General features: G+C 42.4%; 13 protein-coding genes, 2 rRNA genes and 1 pseudogene (1 of these 16 only partly in view). 12 read left to right on the top strand and 4 right to left on the bottom strand.

Annotated features, from left to right (window positions below; translation table 11 throughout):
• From NYE65_RS22450 to NYE65_RS22460, 3 genes are all read left to right on the top strand, one after another.
• Positions 1-1,418, top strand: a 23S ribosomal RNA gene (locus NYE65_RS22450) (it extends 1,515 nt beyond the left edge of the window).
• 64 nt (positions 1,419-1,482) lie between these two features.
• Positions 1,483-1,598: ribosomal RNA gene (gene rrf, locus NYE65_RS22455) — 5S ribosomal RNA — on the top strand.
• A 161-nt stretch (positions 1,599-1,759) separates the two neighbouring features.
• The gene (locus NYE65_RS22460; protein WP_057277192.1) at positions 1,760-2,611 is read left to right on the top strand and encodes a tyrosine-type recombinase/integrase; all 852 of its coding nucleotides are present in this window, start codon (positions 1,760-1,762) and stop codon (positions 2,609-2,611) included.
• Positions 2,612-2,885: 274 nt separating this feature from the next.
• Here NYE65_RS22460 and NYE65_RS22465 read toward each other — a convergent pair whose 3' ends face one another.
• Positions 2,886-3,125, bottom strand: a complete 240-nt coding sequence (locus NYE65_RS22465; RefSeq protein ID WP_096338764.1) for a hypothetical protein — start codon at positions 3,123-3,125, stop codon at positions 2,886-2,888.
• Between the two features lie 571 nt (positions 3,126-3,696).
• On the opposite strand from NYE65_RS22465, the pseudogene NYE65_RS22470 reads away from it, so the two are divergent.
• The 8 genes and pseudogenes from NYE65_RS22470 to NYE65_RS22505 all read left to right on the top strand — a co-directional run.
• Positions 3,697-3,801: pseudogene (locus NYE65_RS22470) on the top strand (recombinase family protein); the annotation flags it as partial.
• Between the two features lie 458 nt (positions 3,802-4,259).
• The gene (locus NYE65_RS22475; protein ID WP_340861729.1) at positions 4,260-5,858 is read left to right on the top strand and encodes a long-chain-fatty-acid--CoA ligase; all 1,599 of its coding nucleotides are present in this window, start codon (positions 4,260-4,262) and stop codon (positions 5,856-5,858) included.
• A 92-nt stretch (positions 5,859-5,950) separates the two neighbouring features.
• Positions 5,951-7,219 carry an MFS transporter gene (locus NYE65_RS22480; protein ID WP_340861730.1) on the top strand — a complete coding sequence of 423 codons (1,269 nt, stop codon included), beginning with the start codon at positions 5,951-5,953 and terminating at the stop codon, positions 7,217-7,219.
• A gap of 94 nt (positions 7,220-7,313) precedes the next feature.
• Positions 7,314-8,486: a thiolase family protein gene (locus NYE65_RS22485; protein WP_340861731.1), complete on the top strand. Its 1,173-nt coding sequence runs from the start codon at positions 7,314-7,316 to the stop codon at positions 8,484-8,486.
• Between the two features lie 111 nt (positions 8,487-8,597).
• A complete protein-coding gene (locus tag NYE65_RS22490) occupies positions 8,598-9,746 on the top strand; it encodes an acyl-CoA dehydrogenase family protein (protein ID WP_328177888.1) in 1,149 nt (382 codons plus the stop codon).
• Between the two features lie 70 nt (positions 9,747-9,816).
• A complete protein-coding gene (locus tag NYE65_RS22495; RefSeq protein ID WP_340861732.1) occupies positions 9,817-11,001 on the top strand; it encodes a thiolase family protein in 1,185 nt (394 codons plus the stop codon).
• Positions 11,002-11,087: 86 nt separating this feature from the next.
• The gene (locus NYE65_RS22500; protein WP_063576637.1) at positions 11,088-11,492 is read left to right on the top strand and encodes a PaaI family thioesterase; all 405 of its coding nucleotides are present in this window, start codon (positions 11,088-11,090) and stop codon (positions 11,490-11,492) included.
• 63 nt (positions 11,493-11,555) lie between these two features.
• Positions 11,556-13,160, top strand: coding sequence for a long-chain-fatty-acid--CoA ligase (locus NYE65_RS22505; protein WP_340861733.1), 1,605 nt, complete (start codon positions 11,556-11,558; stop codon positions 13,158-13,160).
• 95 nt (positions 13,161-13,255) lie between these two features.
• On the opposite strand, the gene NYE65_RS22510 is transcribed toward NYE65_RS22505, so the two are convergent.
• Both NYE65_RS22510 and NYE65_RS22515 read right to left on the bottom strand, forming a co-directional pair.
• The gene (locus NYE65_RS22510) at positions 13,256-13,456 is read right to left on the bottom strand and encodes a hypothetical protein (protein ID WP_340861734.1); all 201 of its coding nucleotides are present in this window, start codon (positions 13,454-13,456) and stop codon (positions 13,256-13,258) included.
• Between the two features lie 120 nt (positions 13,457-13,576).
• The gene (locus tag NYE65_RS22515; RefSeq protein ID WP_340861735.1) at positions 13,577-14,020 is read right to left on the bottom strand and encodes a hypothetical protein; all 444 of its coding nucleotides are present in this window, start codon (positions 14,018-14,020) and stop codon (positions 13,577-13,579) included.
• 343 nt (positions 14,021-14,363) lie between these two features.
• Between NYE65_RS22515 and NYE65_RS22520 the strand changes: the two genes are divergently transcribed.
• Complete coding sequence (locus NYE65_RS22520) at positions 14,364-14,939, top strand: hypothetical protein (protein ID WP_063576634.1); 576 nt, start codon at positions 14,364-14,366, stop codon at positions 14,937-14,939.
• 153 nt (positions 14,940-15,092) lie between these two features.
• On the opposite strand, the gene NYE65_RS22525 is transcribed toward NYE65_RS22520, so the two are convergent.
• Positions 15,093-15,509, bottom strand: coding sequence for a PaaI family thioesterase (locus NYE65_RS22525; protein ID WP_268592150.1), 417 nt, complete (start codon positions 15,507-15,509; stop codon positions 15,093-15,095).
• Positions 15,510-15,669: the final 160 nt, after the last annotated feature.

The raw sequence follows: 15,669 nt of genomic DNA on the forward strand, positions 1-15,669 counted from the left end.
GTCCAAGCAGTTAGGCCGGAAACGAGGCAAATCCCGTTTCCATTAAGGCGGAGCTGTGATGGCGAGGGAAATATAGTACCGAAGTTCCTGATTCCACGCTGCCAAGAAAAGCCTCTAGTGAGATGTAAGGTGCCCGTACCGCAAACCGACACAGGTAGGCGAGGAGAGAATCCTAAGGTGTGCGAGAGAACTCTCGTTAAGGAACTCGGCAAAATGACCCCGTAACTTCGGGAGAAGGGGTGCTTTTTAGGGTGAATAGCCCAGAAAAGCCGCAGTGAATAGGCCCAGGCGACTGTTTAGCAAAAACACAGGTCTCTGCGAAGCCGCAAGGCGAAGTATAGGGGCTGACACCTGCCCGGTGCTGGAAGGTTAAGGGGAGAGGTTAGCGCAAGCGAAGCTTTGAACCGAAGCCCCAGTAAACGGCGGCCGTAACTATAACGGTCCTAAGGTAGCGAAATTCCTTGTCGGGTAAGTTCCGACCCGCACGAAAGGTGTAACGATCTGGGCACTGTCTCAACGAGAGACTCGGTGAAATTATAGTACCTGTGAAGATGCAGGTTACCCGCGACAGGACGGAAAGACCCCGTGGAGCTTTACTGCAGCCTGATATTGAATTTTGGTACAGCTTGTACAGGATAGGTAGGAGCCTGAGAAGCCGGAGCGCCAGCTTCGGTGGAGGCGTTGGTGGGATACTACCCTGGCTGTATTGAAATTCTAACCCGCGCCCCTTATCGGGGTGGGAGACAGTGTCAGGTGGGCAGTTTGACTGGGGCGGTCGCCTCCTAAAGAGTAACGGAGGCGCCCAAAGGTTCCCTCAGAATGGTTGGAAATCATTCGTAGAGTGTAAAGGCACAAGGGAGCTTGACTGCGAGACCTACAAGTCGAGCAGGGACGAAAGTCGGGCTTAGTGATCCGGTGGTTCCGCATGGAAGGGCCATCGCTCAACGGATAAAAGCTACCCCGGGGATAACAGGCTTATCTCCCCCAAGAGTCCACATCGACGGGGAGGTTTGGCACCTCGATGTCGGCTCATCGCATCCTGGGGCTGTAGTCGGTCCCAAGGGTTGGGCTGTTCGCCCATTAAAGCGGTACGCGAGCTGGGTTCAGAACGTCGTGAGACAGTTCGGTCCCTATCCGTCGCGGGCGCAGGAAATTTGAGAGGAGCTGTCCTTAGTACGAGAGGACCGGGATGGACGCACCGCTGGTGTACCAGTTGTCTTGCCAAAGGCATAGCTGGGTAGCTACGTGCGGACGGGATAAGTGCTGAAAGCATCTAAGCATGAAGCCCCCCTCAAGATGAGATTTCCCATGGCGCAAGCTAGTAAGATCCCTGAAAGATGATCAGGTTGATAGGTCAGAGGTGGAAGCATGGTGACATGTGGAGCTGACTGATACTAATAGATCGAGGACTTAACCAACGCTTTTAAAAAAATGAAATACCTTCTTATTATCTAGTTTTGAAGGAACAACGTTCCTTTTATGTTTGGTGGCGATAGCGAAGAGGTCACACCCGTTCCCATTCCGAACACGGCAGTTAAGCTCTTCAGCGCCGATGGTAGTTGGGGGTTTCCCCCTGTGAGAGTAGGACGCCGCCAAGCAATGTTTATCACATCAATTAGGATTCATAAACCCGTATAAACAGGTTCAAATCCTATCTACGTATCTAAACCTTAGGATTATCCTAAGGTTTTTTTGTATAAATTCCACAATTCGTTGGAAAGGCTTATTAATAGCATGATTTTGGTAGGGGGCTTCTCGAATGACCAGTAAAGAAGAAATCCTGGACAATAAACAAATTCTTCATTCTTTTGCGAAATGGTTAATGGGTCAAAATAAATCCGATGGTACGATTAAAACCTATGTGGGAGTCATCTCCCAGTTTCTTCAATGGTTTAAAGATGAGGCGGAAGAGATTGAAAAATTCCACGTCCAAACCTATTTAGACGATATGGAACAGTCAAACAAGAGTGGAGGAACGATTGAAAAACATTATTCAGCCATTACCATGTTTTCCAGGTTCCTTGATAAACCCGAAATCGTCCTCAACATCGATCGTAAAGCAAAGGAAAAGAAAGAAGATCCGCCAAAAGCCCTGAACATGCTTGAGCAAGCTGCTCTCCTAAAAGAAATCGAGGCCTCTGGGCATTTCAGGAATATTGCTATTGTCTACACAATGATTCATACGGGTATCAGGGTGTCCGAACTTTGTGATTTGAACCATAGTGACATTCAAAAAGAGGGAGAAAGGCAATATATCCTCATTCGGGATTCAAAAGGTGATATAGACAGGAAGATTCCACTCTCCATGACTGCTAGTGAAAAGATCAAGGCATACAAGGAATTTTTAAATATGGAAACGGAAGCCATCTTCATATCCAGTGTGAATCAACGCATAACGCCAAGGTCCGTGCAATATATGTTGACTAAATATAATACGACTCCCCATAGGCTGCGGAATACGTTTTGCCAAACATTAATCGATAAGGGGATAGACCTTCAAACCGTTTCAAAATTGATGGGGCATAAAGATTTGAACATGACCAAACGTTATATAGGAGAAGGAAAAGAAGAATTGGAATCAGCCATTGAAAATACTTTTGATAATTTGTAGGATTGGGAATACTTAACGATATACAAGAAGTTTTCCTTCATAAGTTCCAATAGCACGGGGAATTTAATGCTGATGATTTAAAAATAGCATTTCTTTTATAGTTGTAGGCCTTTTAAAGGACAGATTAAAATGACTAGGAATTTTTAAGGCGAAGATCTCTTTTGGTGAATGCCACCCAAAACAACCCTTTGGTAGCCAAGAGGGTTAATTAGAAGGAATTTATTCTTTACCTAGGGTAGACTAGAAAACATCATTGGACTTCTTATTCTACAATTTAGGGTTGCAGGGTAGTTTCTCTTAGTAGTTTCTCGGCTTCAATTATACAAGCACCCTTGTCATGTAGGTATTCAAGTGAGATACTCCTTTTTAATGCTGTTTGTTCAATTAATCTAATTTCATGCTGCATAGCACCAGACAAGATTCCATTTTCAATGTTCTTATTTATTTCATAATAAAATCCTGCCAATAATTCTAACGGTAATTCATCGTAAAGGGAACTTTTTTTGATCTTCATAAAGTACCTCCTCATTCTACAATAAAACTAACATACATATTTGTAATAAAAACATAAGGGATCTTAAGGGGAGCTTTTAAGCTAGGGAAACCCTGAATTTGATCGAATACAGAGTTTTTTTTGTATTTGAATAATATGATTGATGAATCACTGTTTCCTATTCGGAAGAAGCTATTCTTTTTATGTACTGTTCCGGGTATTGGCCCCACCTACGCCAGATACTATGACGGCCACGCATGCCATCCAACCTATTATCATCATAAAAGAAAGCGCTTACATTGTCAAGAATTTCATTTGGAAATTCGAGCAAAAACCTCTTGGTATGATAAAAGGGTGACAGGCTGATAGGATGAAGGGGCTGAAATTAACAAAATCAGCAGATTTATTATTTTAATAATATCCAAAAAAGAAAATGTTGTATTTCACAAAAATGGTTGAGCGCCGTTTAAAGCTAAAAAATTTCCGAAATGGTCTGTATAGCATTGTTACACCCGTTCGTAAAAGTTAGAAAAACATTTACGAACGCTTTTGATAGAATAAGAGAGAGAAAAGTAGATGAAGGAGTAAAAAAATGGATGTCCGTAAATTTGGATACATAAGAATGAGTAGCAAAGATCAAAATGAAGGACGACAACTTCAGGCCATGTTGGATAATGTTCTTAAAGAACGTGATATCTAGGTCTTTACAGGATGGTCCGATCGATTGAACCAGTTGTGTGGCTTTGATGATTTCTTGGATTCAGCGGTGGCAAAAAAGTCTACGAACGCGCAAAATCTAAAAATCCAGGAATGGAAAGGGAGCTATAGATTTTTTTTATAACCGTAGGTCAATAAAATTCGAAAAGTCTATAACACGATTTGTGAGTAGGTATAATCTATAATATGGTAAAAGTCAACTTTTCAATATCGTTAGTAAAGATCTGAGTTTGTTTAAATTCAAAAATGAATTATGGGCATTTCGATGAATCCCCTATAGAAAGGCATTATTTGTGAATAAAATTCATTAATGAATTGACTGAAGTTAATAATAAGCGATTTTACATTAAATTGGGTCTTGGCATGCTAGTTGCATAATAATAGTTATAAATCAAACATGCACGATATGAAATTCGTTTATGTGCGGAGGGATAAATGGTGCGAAAAACAATAAATAAACCATGGGAGCAATGGTATGTTGAAAGAATGAAATCTATGAAGCTACCGGATATATCCGTCTATTCACTGCTTGATATAACAGCGAGTAAGTTTCCACACCATACAGCCATCATTTATGAAGACCAGTCCATGGATTATAAGAATCTAAAAATGCAGGTAGACAAACTTGCAGGTAAATGGAGAGAAATGGGCTTTGTTAAAGGTGAACGGATTGGACTGATGATGGCCAACCACCCTTATTTCATAATCAGTTATTATGCTGCCCAGGCACTGGGTCTGTTGGTTGTACAAATTAATCCCATGTATAAACCGCGGGAACTATTGCAAATATTAATAGACTCGGATACCAAGAATATTGTATTTGACCAAACGGCCGCAAATACAATCGAAGAAACGAAGGCGATATATGAATTTGATGTATGCATTGATACGGAAAATGATCAAAATGGCTCCTATTCCCTTAAAACGATGATTGAAACAGGGGATGCGATTAAGAAGCCCGTAGTGATAATCCCGCATGAAGATACGGCAGTCATCCAATATACTGGCGGCACCACTGGGAAGATGAAGGGTGTCATGCTTACTCACCATAATTTAACCTCCAATGTCGTGCAGAGCTTTGAAATGTATGGTGATTCCCTGAAACCTGGCGAAGAAATCGTTTTGGCAGCTACGCCTCTTTACCATGTTTATGCCATGACGAGCGCAATGAATCTAGGTATCTATATTGGAGCTGCCATCCTCTTATTTCCTAAATTTGAACTTGAAGATGTACTTGCAAAAATAAAAAAGTACCGTCCGACTTTCTTTCCAGGAGTTCCAAAGATGTATAACGCTTTCGTCAATCATCCAGGAATTGAAAACTATGGACTGAATTGTTTAAAAAGTTGTTCTTGTGGATCGGCGCCCCTGCCGGTTGAAGTAATAAAGCGATTTGAGGGGCTGACCGGTGCCAAAATCGGAGAGGGTTTCGGTTTGTCTGAGGCTTCACCTTCCACTCATCGTAATCCGCCTTTCGGAAAAAGGAAAATAGGAAGCATTGGCATCCCTTTTCCAGGCACGGACTGTATGATCATTGACGATGAAAATAATGAAGTGCCTAACACATGCGTCGGGGAGTTGCTCATAAAAGGCCCGCAAATCATGAAGGGTTATTGGAATAACGAAGCCGAAACCAAAAAGGCCTTACAGAATGATTGGCTATATACTGGCGATCTTGCTGTGATGGATGACGAAGGATATTTCTATATCGTCGGCAGGAAAAAAGAAATGATCATCGTCGGCGGATTCAATATTTACCCGCAGGAGGTAGAAGGGGTTCTGTATGAACATCCGGCCATTAAAGAGGCAGCTGTGGTCGGCATCCCACATAAAGAAAAAGGAGAAATAGTGAAAGCATTCATCGTACCTAAAGAAAGCGCTTCCGTGGATCTTGAAGAAATAGAAGGATATTGCTATTCCCAATTGACGCCTTATAAAGTACCAAAAGTATTTGAATTAAGAAAAGAACTTCCGCGTAATACAGTGGGTAAACTATTAAAAAGATTGTTAGTTAAGGAGGAATTAGAAAAGGGTTGAAAGTGGGGGAGCGTGATTTCAACCATCTAAGTTGAACCTTACGTTGGTTGGTATGCCATTGTAAACAAAAATAAAGAAGAGGAGGGATTCATATGCGTTGGGTTGTTCTCATTCTATTATTCTTTGGAGCCGTCATCAATTTTGCAGATAAATCGATCGTGGGCCTCGCAGCTGTTCCCATCATGAAGGAATTCAATCTGACCTATGCAGAGTGGGGGCTTGTTGGAAGCAGTTATTATTGGCTTTACCCAGTAACAGGGATTTTTGGGGCAGCATGGGCTGATCGGCTGGGGGCTAAAAAAGTGCTGGGGTTCATCATGCTGACATGGACCGTTTTGCAATTCGGCGTTTTAGCCATCACCGCTCTTCCGTTATTAATTCTATACAGGATTTTACTTGGCGCATTCGAAGGGCCTTATAGCCCAATTGCTTACAGTCATGCCGATAAGTGGTTTCCGCCGAAGCTGAAAGGTTTTGCCAATTCGGTGGTTGTTGGAGGAGGGACCGTTGGCGCGATGATCGTGGCACCGATCCTCGTATCCTTAATTACGATATTCGGCTGGAAGGTTGCTTTTGCCGCCCTTGGTGCAGCAAGCCTTGTTTGGTTCTTCCTCTTTCAATTTTTAACAAAGGAAAACCCAGTTGAAGTATACGAAAACGTCCAAAAGAAAAAGAAGCAAAAACTGGAAAAAATAAAAGTGAAAGACTTTTTGTTGCTACTGGCCTCGCCAACTGCTTTGTTTACTACGCTCGCTTATTTTTCAACGTATATTTTAGTTGTTTGGTTTTCCGTTTGGCTCCCGATTTATTTAGTGGAAGCCGTAAAAATGACTCCAGGTCAAATGGGAACCAGCGTTGCGATAATCGGAGTCGTTTCCGTATGTATTTATATGGGTGTTTCGATGGCGTCCGATTATTTATTCAAGAAGAATCAGAATTGGCGATCATCAAGGGTATTCGTCGTTGCGGGCGCCATGATTCTTGGTGCATTGTTCTTTTCCTCAATCATGATATTTCAAAATCCAATCTGGGTGATAGTCGCCATGTGTTTAGCAAAGGGTCTTACATACGCCATTTTACCAATTGGACCAACGATCATGATCAATGAAATGCAGGAGCGGGGGGGATTGATGACAAGCATCTTAACATCATCAGGAAATCTAGCGGGCATTATTGCACCTCTATTAACTGGCTATATCATAAGTTTTGCTGGAGGAAATCAACTATTGGGCTATAACCTATCGATATTGTTCATGGCCATCCTTGTCCTGGCTTTTGGCATCCTGTTTGCGATATTCGTTAAACCGGCCGGGAAACTTAAAAATAAAAGTTCGGATAACTTTGACCTTAAGTCTTCATAAGCAGGCCGAACCTGCTTACATTCAATGAAACTGGTGAAATGAAGTCATGCCATCAAATAATGGCGTGAATAAAAGGAAAAGGAGCGGATTGGACATGAATAGAGAAGCCGTCATAGTTTCTGCAGTTCGAACAGCAATTGGAAAACAGGGAGGTGCACTTGCATCTGTTCCTGCCCACGTATTTGGAGCAGAAGTGATGAAAGAAGCCTTGAAACGAGCGAATGTAGAACCTCGTATGGTAGATGATGTAATCATGGGGAATGTGTTAAGCGGGGGTGGAAACATTGCCAGGTTAACTGCACTGGAAACGGGCCTCTCGATTCATCTTCCGGGTCTGACTGTCGACCGACAATGCGGCTCGGGAATAAATGCTGTCAACTTGGCTGCACAAGCGATCAGGGCTGGCGAAGGCGATGTCTATATCGCCGGTGGGGTCGAGAGCATGAGCAGGGCGCCATACTTGATGGACCGACCGGAAAAACCATATAGTGCTAAGCCGCCGCAGTTCAGAAAGTCCAGGTTGTCCCCTAAAGAGATTGGCGATCCCCCGATGGGAATCACGGCTGAAAACTTAGCGGGAAAATATGAGGTCAGCAGGGAAGAACAAGATGCCTTTGCTCTACAAAGCCAAATAAATATGGTCAGAGCCGTGGAAGAGGGCCGGTTCAATGAACAAATTGTGCCTATTCACATTCCCGTCAGAAAAGGTGACGATATCGAATTTAAATTGGATGAACATCCTCGACCGCAAATAACGAAAGAAGGGCTAGCCAAATTATCGCCTGCATTTCTAGAAGGCGGGTCCGTGACTGCAGGCAATAGTTCGGGATTGAATGATGCCGCATCAGCATTGGTCATCATGTCGAGGGAAAAAGCGGTTGAATTGGGGATTAAGCCTTTAGCGACGATCAGGGCACAGGCAGTTGCAGGGGTAGATCCAAATTATATGGGAATAGGACCTGTTCCCGCTATAAGAAAGGTAATGGAGAAATCAGGACTTTCCTTAAATGAAATGGACATCATTGAGTTTAATGAAGCATTCGCCGCTCAAGTCATTGCTTGTAATCGGGAGCTTGATATGAATCTAGCAAAAGTGAATGTGAACGGGGGAGCCATTGCACATGGACACCCACTAGGTGCGACGGGTGCCATCCTCATTACTAAAGCGGTTCATGAATTGAAGCGTTCTGCCGGAAGGTTCGCCCTTATTACAGCATGCATTGGAGGCGGACAGGGAATTGCTACGATAATTGAACGTGAAGGCTGATTTTATATGTGTGTTTACAAAAAAACAATCAATTTAGCACAGCATTCAGACCTAAATGCCCTACTTGTCGATGGCTACTATACATGAACAGAACTAAGGAGGAATAAACTCATGACAATCACTTTAACCAAGGAAATGCAGCAAATGAAGGAAATGATCCGTAATTTTGTTGAAAGGGAAGTGGAGCCCTTCGCCATACAAATTGAAGAAGAAGATGCCATCCCAGAGCATTTGGTGGAAAAAGCGAAAGACCTTGGCTTATTCGGGATAAGCATTCCCGAACAATACGGTGGAATTGGCTTAAATGCGGTGGGAAAGGCTACCGTTTTAGAGCAGTTAGGAAGGACCCATAATGGTTTCGTTTCATTAATAAGCGCTCACACCGGGATTGGCAGTACAGGTCTGGTTAAGCTGGCATCCGAGCATTTGAAAAATAAATACTTGCCTGAAATGGCAGCAGGCACGAAAATTGGCGCCTTTGCTTTATCTGAACCCGAAGCGGGATCGGATGCAACCAATTTGGCAACGAGTGCAGAAAAGAAGGGTGATTACTGGGTGATGAACGGGACGAAACATTTCATCACGAATGGGCCGATAGCTGATGTTTATACCGTATTTGCTTTAACGGATAAAGATAAAGGGGCAAAGGGAGGGATTACCGCTTTTTTAGTGGAAAGAGACTTTCCTGGTTTGACTGTCGGCAAAAAGGACAAAAAAATGGGATTAAGAGGATCATATACCTCACAGGTCATTTTTGAAGATTGTATCATACCTGAAGAAAATGTAATCGGCGAAGTTGGAATGGGATATATTTCTGCACTTAAAATTTTAGGTGAAGGGCGAGTAGGATTGGCTGCAAGAGCAGTGGGTTCAAGCGGGAAATTAATTGAATTATCAGCCAAATATGCCAAAGAGCGCATCCAATTCGGTAAACCGATCGCCGACAACCAAGCGATTCAATGGATGCTTGCTGATATGGCAACCGAAACGGAAGCCGCAAGAGCATTGACGATGATGGCGGCACAAAAGATTGATGAAGGAAAAAAAGTGATCAAGGAAGCTTCAATGGCCAAACTGTTCGCTTCTGACGTCTTTAATCGGGTGGCGGATAAAGCGGTACAAATTCATGGCGGGATGGGATATATGGCTGAATATCCAGTAGAACGTTTTTATCGGGATGCCCGCATAACGAAGATCTATGAAGGAACGAATGAAATCCAACGTTTAATCATTGCAAGAAATGTCTTGGAAGAGTGCTGAATGTTTACTGTTTTGCTCGGGCAGGTAGTCTTTTGCCCAAGTATCTGGAGTTTCAAGGGGGAGGAACGAAATGGGAGAAGATATCGTGATCGTGAGTGCTGTACGAACACCAATTGGTAGGTACGGTGGAGCATTTAAAGAGATTAGTTCCGGTCATTTGGCTAGCATTGCCATTAAAGAAGCGATCAAGCGGGCAAATATTGCAGCGGAACAAGTGGATGAAGTCATTTTCGGGGAGGTAAGGCAAACGACCGAATCCTCGAATGTCGCGAGGGTGGCAGCATTGCGATCAGGGATTCCCGATTCTGTACCGGCTTTTACGGTAAACCGGTTATGTGCATCTGGAATGCAAGCCATCACCTCAGCAGCACAGCAGATAAGCTCAGGTCAAGCAAATATAGTCGTTGCCGGGGGTACGGAAAGCATGAGCCGGGCACCGCTTTATCTAAGAAGTGCCCGTTTTGGGGGAGACAGGACCCAACTAGTTGATTCCAATACTGAAGCTGGGCAGCAGCCTCAAGAAATTTATGGGAAAAGTTTGGGGATGGGAATCACCGCTGAAAATGTCGCACAGCGATACAACATTTCCAGGGAAGAACAGGATGCCTTTTCAGTGGAAAGTCAACGAAGAGCGGCGCAAGCTATGGAAGAAGGAAGGTTCAAAGATGAAATCGTTCCTGTCCAGGTATCTGACAGGAAGAGTACGGTTATCATTGAAACGGATGAATATCCACGCCCCGATACCACAATGGAAAAGCTTGCGAGCTTAAAACCGGTATTCAGGGAAAACGGAACCGTCACTGCAGGGAATGCTTGTGGCCGTAATGACGGGGCAGCTGCATTGGTGTTAATGAAGGCCAGTGAAGCGGAACGGTTGCAAGTACAGCCAATCGCAAAGATCGTCGATTGGGCGACTGCCGGAGTTTCTCCTGAAGTGATGGGAATTGGTCCAGTACCAGCCGTTGGAAAACTTATGGAGCGCACCGGGAAAAAAGTTGAAGAAATTGGACTTTTCGAATTAAATGAAGCGTTCGCTTCACAAGCATTGGCAGTAATCAGGGATTTATCGTTAGATGAAAACAAGGTGAATGTAAACGGAGGCGCCATTGCACTTGGACACCCAGTCGGATCGACGGGCGCAAGGATCGTGACAACGCTAATACATGAACTGATTCGCAGAAAAGAAAAATATGGAGTTGCTACACTTTGTGTAGGCGGCGGCCAGGGAATGGCAATCATGATTGAAACGATATAGTCCAACGTTAAAGGAGCGGAAACCCCATACGTTTCTGCTCCTTTCCGTATATAATTTGAATCGCGCATAAGTGAGGGGGAGGAAGATTGCCTGTTGAAGTGGAGGATATACGGAATCAATTCGAAAGTAGTGCATTCTTTTCGCATATTGGGTTTGAAATCATTCGGTTTGAAGAAGGAAATGTAACGATAAAGCTAAACATTGAAGAACATTTACTTAATGTCAATGGAACACTGCACGGGGGCATTCATGCCACTATGCTGGATACCATCCTAGGAATGGTGACTCGTTCCGTTACCAAATCTAAAGTCGTGACGACAAGTTTAACAGTACATTATTTAGCCAGCATATCAAGCGGGGAACTGTTTGCGGAAGCAAAAGTCCTGCAAAAAGGATACAAAATTGCCTTTACTGAAGGCGAAATAAAAGATGCTGAAGGCAACATCATTGCTAAGGGCACAGGAATTTTTAAAATCATTCGCGATAAATGAGGCAAGGATAATCAAATTGGCTGACAAGTGACTATGCTCCATTTTAATAGTAAAAAATGAGGTGTGAAAAATTTGACTAGAACTTGGCATCGATTTTATCCGAAAGAAACCCCAGCAGAAATTGACATTCCAGTATTGTCCTTATATGGACTCCTTGAACGTTCGGCCCGACTTTACCCAACCTGCAAGGCCGTAATAGATGGGGATCGGGAGATGACATATATGGAATTAAAGGATGCCGCAGATCGTTTTGCTGTGAATTTAGACAACCGTGGATTTCAAAAAGACGATCGTATAGCAATCATGCTGCCAAATTGTCTAGAATATATCATTGCCTATTATGCCACCCATCGTTTGGGAGGTATGGTCGTTCAAGTGAACCCACTGTATAAGTCGATTGAATTGGACTATATATTACGGGATTCCGGAGCCAATTGGTTCATTGGGCGGGAGGTACAACGGGAAATATTAGCGCTAACAAGTTTTTCTGAAAGGTTAACGTTCATATCTGCCGAGCAATTAATGGAAACTGGAACGGGTATATCAAGGAAAGATAAGGAACTTCCTGTTCTGGACATCGACCCAAAGGAAGTTGTGGCTGTTCTTCAATATACAGGGGGAACTACAGGGAAATCAAAAGGGGTCATGCTCACGCATTTTAATTTGATCTCGAATGTATTTCAAGATTTTGCTTTCACGGCTCATGCCCTTCAACTCCAAAGTCCTGGCGAACGGATGCTTGGATTGACCCCATTATTCCATGTCTTTGGTAATGGACGATTGAATAGTGCCATATATGCCGGATCAACTTATATCACATTAGAGAAATTTGAAATAGATAAGGTGGTAGATTTGATTCGAACACATCGGCCAACCATTTTTCCTGGTGTCCCGACCATGTATATTGCTTTATTGAATCACCCGGATTTGACGGCGGACGATTTATGCTGCTTTAAGTACTGCAGCTGTGGTTCTGCGCCGCTCCCGATAGAAATCATTCAACAGTTCGAAAAAAAATTACGGGTTACAATATTAGAAGGATTCGGGATGTCGGAAACTTCCCCCACTACACACCGTAATCCAGTCATAGGACAGCAAAAACAAGGAAGTATCGGAATTCCATATCCAAATACCGATGCTAAAATTGTCGATTTGAAAACAGGCGTTGATGAATTGCAAGCAGGAGAAAGAGGCGAACTGATCATTAAAGGTCCGCAAGTAATGAAGGGATATTGGGAAAATCCAGAGGAAACCGCAACAGCTTTGCGGGATGGATGGCTTTACACTGGGGATATCGCGACGATGGATGAAGAGGGATATTTCTATATCGTAGGCAGGAAGAAAGATATGATCATTGCAAGCGGTTATAATGTATATCCAATCGAAGTCGAAGATATTATTTATCAGCATCCAGCCGTGAAAGAGACATGTGTATATGGAGTACCGGATTCATATCGTGGGGAAACGGTAAGAGCGGCCATAGTTTTAAAGAATGGCAAGTCAGTCACGGAGCAGGAAATCAGGGAGTTTTGCGTGCAGCGACTGGCCAGATATAAAGTGCCGCGAAGTTTTGAGTTCAGGGAGCAATTGCCAAAATCAGCTGTCGGGAAAATATTGCGCAGAATTTTAATGGAGGAAGCACAGAGCCCTACTGCCGGGGGCAGATAAGCATAGCAGTTATCGTAAGGGAGCTCAGATGAAACCCTAAATAAGGGAAACCTTTATTCGAGGTTCCCCTTATTTAGGATTTATAGACGATAAATCTACTTTCCTTTTAGGGGAATTTCAAATGAAGTCCCATCCACCAATAATTCATGAGACTCACCATCCGCTATATCATCGGTAGTGAATGAAAAGGAATCGAGCCGATCTAATTTTGCCTCTGGATCAACCAATAAACCAATTGTGCCTTTTCTTAATTCTCCTGATTGGTAATCTAATCGACTTACTTTTTTTGTCCCCATAAAAGTATCCCCGGAATGGATGAAATTTTTAGAAGGCACATCATATGTAAGATCATCATTGAAAGTAACATTTTCCATGCTGAAGAACTGAAGTTCCTTCGAATCTTTATTTTCAACAGATTAAGCTATCTCTAGATAAGAAACCTGTTCATCGATATTCGTTTTAGACAACGCCGCCCGTTGATCGATTTCCTCCATGGATAAATTCTCTTTATAATATATCGAATAGGCCTTTTCAAAACTCAATCCCGTATAGGACTTGAGTTCCTCTTTTGCTTCATCTGTGAGTGAAGATAATTGAATCCTGCGGATATCCTTGACTGTGATGACCATCGGTGCCAATTCAAAAGCCTCATTAATAGACTTCGTTTCTAGTAATCTGAAGGTTCCCCAATTTTTTTGGCGAACCTTATCCCCGACTTTTTCAAGATGGATCCCGCCATATTCATCAACCTCAGGAATTTTGGATTCCTTGGCTTCCGCATTTTCCCCTTTTTCAGTTTTATCGCTCTTGAAATAATTTAAGGCAATCACACTTAAACAAATAAGCAATAATCCAACCATTGCTGAAATGATCCAACTTTTACGAATACTTCATCACTCCTTGTCTTAAACCATTGATGTCAAAGAATAATATACCATTTTTTTTGCAAAAGAAGGAAAGGGGAGTGCCTGAAGATTGATCCTTATGATTACTAGAACATGTTCATCCAAATGATTCGAAGTTCCCTGGCCATGATAATGATTTCTCAGCTACAGTACAAGCCGTTTTATAAAAGATTCATATCATATTTATAACGAAGGGGAAATCTTGAAAAACTGAGAACATTCTTTTATTCTTTTATAGTTTTCTCATCCCTGGAGACCTCTCTAGTAACAAATTTTAAAAAAAGGAGACGTTTAGGGAATGTTGTGGCCAATTAACAATGGTAAGGAAAGGTTACATCAGCCAAATAAAAGTGCAATGCTGTCCATGCAAGAGATAAAAGCCATTGAGTCCTGGATATCTCAAATAGGGATATTCCAAATATATATAACCGCTGGACAATTAGTATCTACTGCCAGAAAAACGCTCAAGTTCAAGTATAAAATAATCGGGCATGGTTTTAACCGGGTTGTCTATGATTTAAATAATGGCTATATTTTAAAAATTGCATTGTCACAAGTAGGACTAATAAGCAATGCAAATGAAGCCTATATATACAATAACTGTAATGAGGAAGTCAAAAAGTATTTATGTCCAGTTAAGGAGTATGGGACGGGCTGGATAATCATGAAGAAGGTGGACACGAAAGTGCCGTTTGCGATCAAGGAATATACGAAACTGATCAAGTTGGAATTAAAATTCCTGAGGCACGGTATTATCCCAATAGATTTGCGTTTAGATAATGTCGGATATAACGAGAATGATGAAATGGTCGTCATTGATTACGGTCTATTCACCATGGATCTCAAAAGCCCCGTGCTGCGATGGCTTGTTTGATGAGGTGTCTATCCAAAGAAAATATAAAATTGATTTACAATGAGGTGATTAGGCGAAGCGGTGAATCTTGTGCTCTCTTGATTTTATCGAATAGTCTAAATGAAAGAAGCATGTTACGAAGGGTTTTTTTGTGCAACATGCTTTTTTTATGGTTTAAAGGATCATAACTGATGACACAACGCTAGCCACTTTTTTATCATTTTGAAATAAATCTGCAAGTACATAAGCTGTTTTTTTTCCGATTCGGTCTACTTTTGCTTCAACTTGTACTTCTCCTAATCTTACAGGTCGATGAAAGGTAGTATGTAAATCAATGGATGCGAAGGATTGTCCGATGCTTAATTTAGATGATATCGCATAAGCCATCATAATATCTGCGGCAGAAGTGACAAATCCACCCATTGCTACACCAATTCCGTTAATAAACTTTTCATCAACTTTCCATACACCTCGCGCAATTCCATCCTGGGCATAATTTGCTTCAATCTGTAACGTTAGATCACAATTCGGAGGTTGTTTCCCCTCTGTAATAACTTGTAAAAGCTCGTTTCCTTTAGATGGTTCCCCCATTAAAATGCCCCCCTTGAATAAGTTGAAACTACAGAATATTCTAACATATATCTTAGTGTCAATGAAGTTATTGATTTTACAAATAAAGTAATTAGAGACCCGAACCAAGAAATGTAATTTGGTGGTGGACTTGATTTCCACCCCAGGCACTCACTTTCCG

The sequence above is a fragment of the Peribacillus sp. FSL R5-0717 genome (genome assembly GCF_038002945.1).
In the GTDB taxonomy this organism is placed as follows: Bacteria; Bacillota; Bacilli; order Bacillales; family DSM-1321; genus Peribacillus; species Peribacillus frigoritolerans.

What these genes read in the sequence shown, in the direction of transcription:
- NYE65_RS22525 (WP_268592150.1), bottom strand. Translation starts at nt 15,509, where the DNA reads ATGGGGGAACCATCTAAAGGAAACGAGCTTTTACAAGTTATTACAGAG.
- NYE65_RS22515 (WP_340861735.1), bottom strand. Translation starts at nt 14,020, where the DNA reads ATGGTTGGATTATTGCTTATTTGTTTAAGTGTGATTGCCTTAAATTAT.
- NYE65_RS22460 (WP_057277192.1), top strand. Translation starts at nt 1,760, where the DNA reads ATGACCAGTAAAGAAGAAATCCTGGACAATAAACAAATTCTTCATTCT.
- NYE65_RS22485 (WP_340861731.1), top strand. Translation starts at nt 7,314, where the DNA reads ATGAATAGAGAAGCCGTCATAGTTTCTGCAGTTCGAACAGCAATTGGA.
- NYE65_RS22465 (WP_096338764.1), bottom strand. Translation starts at nt 3,125, where the DNA reads ATGAAGATCAAAAAAAGTTCCCTTTACGATGAATTACCGTTAGAATTA.
- NYE65_RS22480 (WP_340861730.1), top strand. Translation starts at nt 5,951, where the DNA reads ATGCGTTGGGTTGTTCTCATTCTATTATTCTTTGGAGCCGTCATCAAT.
- NYE65_RS22520 (WP_063576634.1), top strand. Translation starts at nt 14,364, where the DNA reads ATGTTGTGGCCAATTAACAATGGTAAGGAAAGGTTACATCAGCCAAAT.
- NYE65_RS22510 (WP_340861734.1), bottom strand. Translation starts at nt 13,456, where the DNA reads ATGGGGACAAAAAAAGTAAGTCGATTAGATTACCAATCAGGAGAATTA.
- NYE65_RS22495 (WP_340861732.1), top strand. Translation starts at nt 9,817, where the DNA reads ATGGGAGAAGATATCGTGATCGTGAGTGCTGTACGAACACCAATTGGT.
- NYE65_RS22490 (WP_328177888.1), top strand. Translation starts at nt 8,598, where the DNA reads ATGACAATCACTTTAACCAAGGAAATGCAGCAAATGAAGGAAATGATC.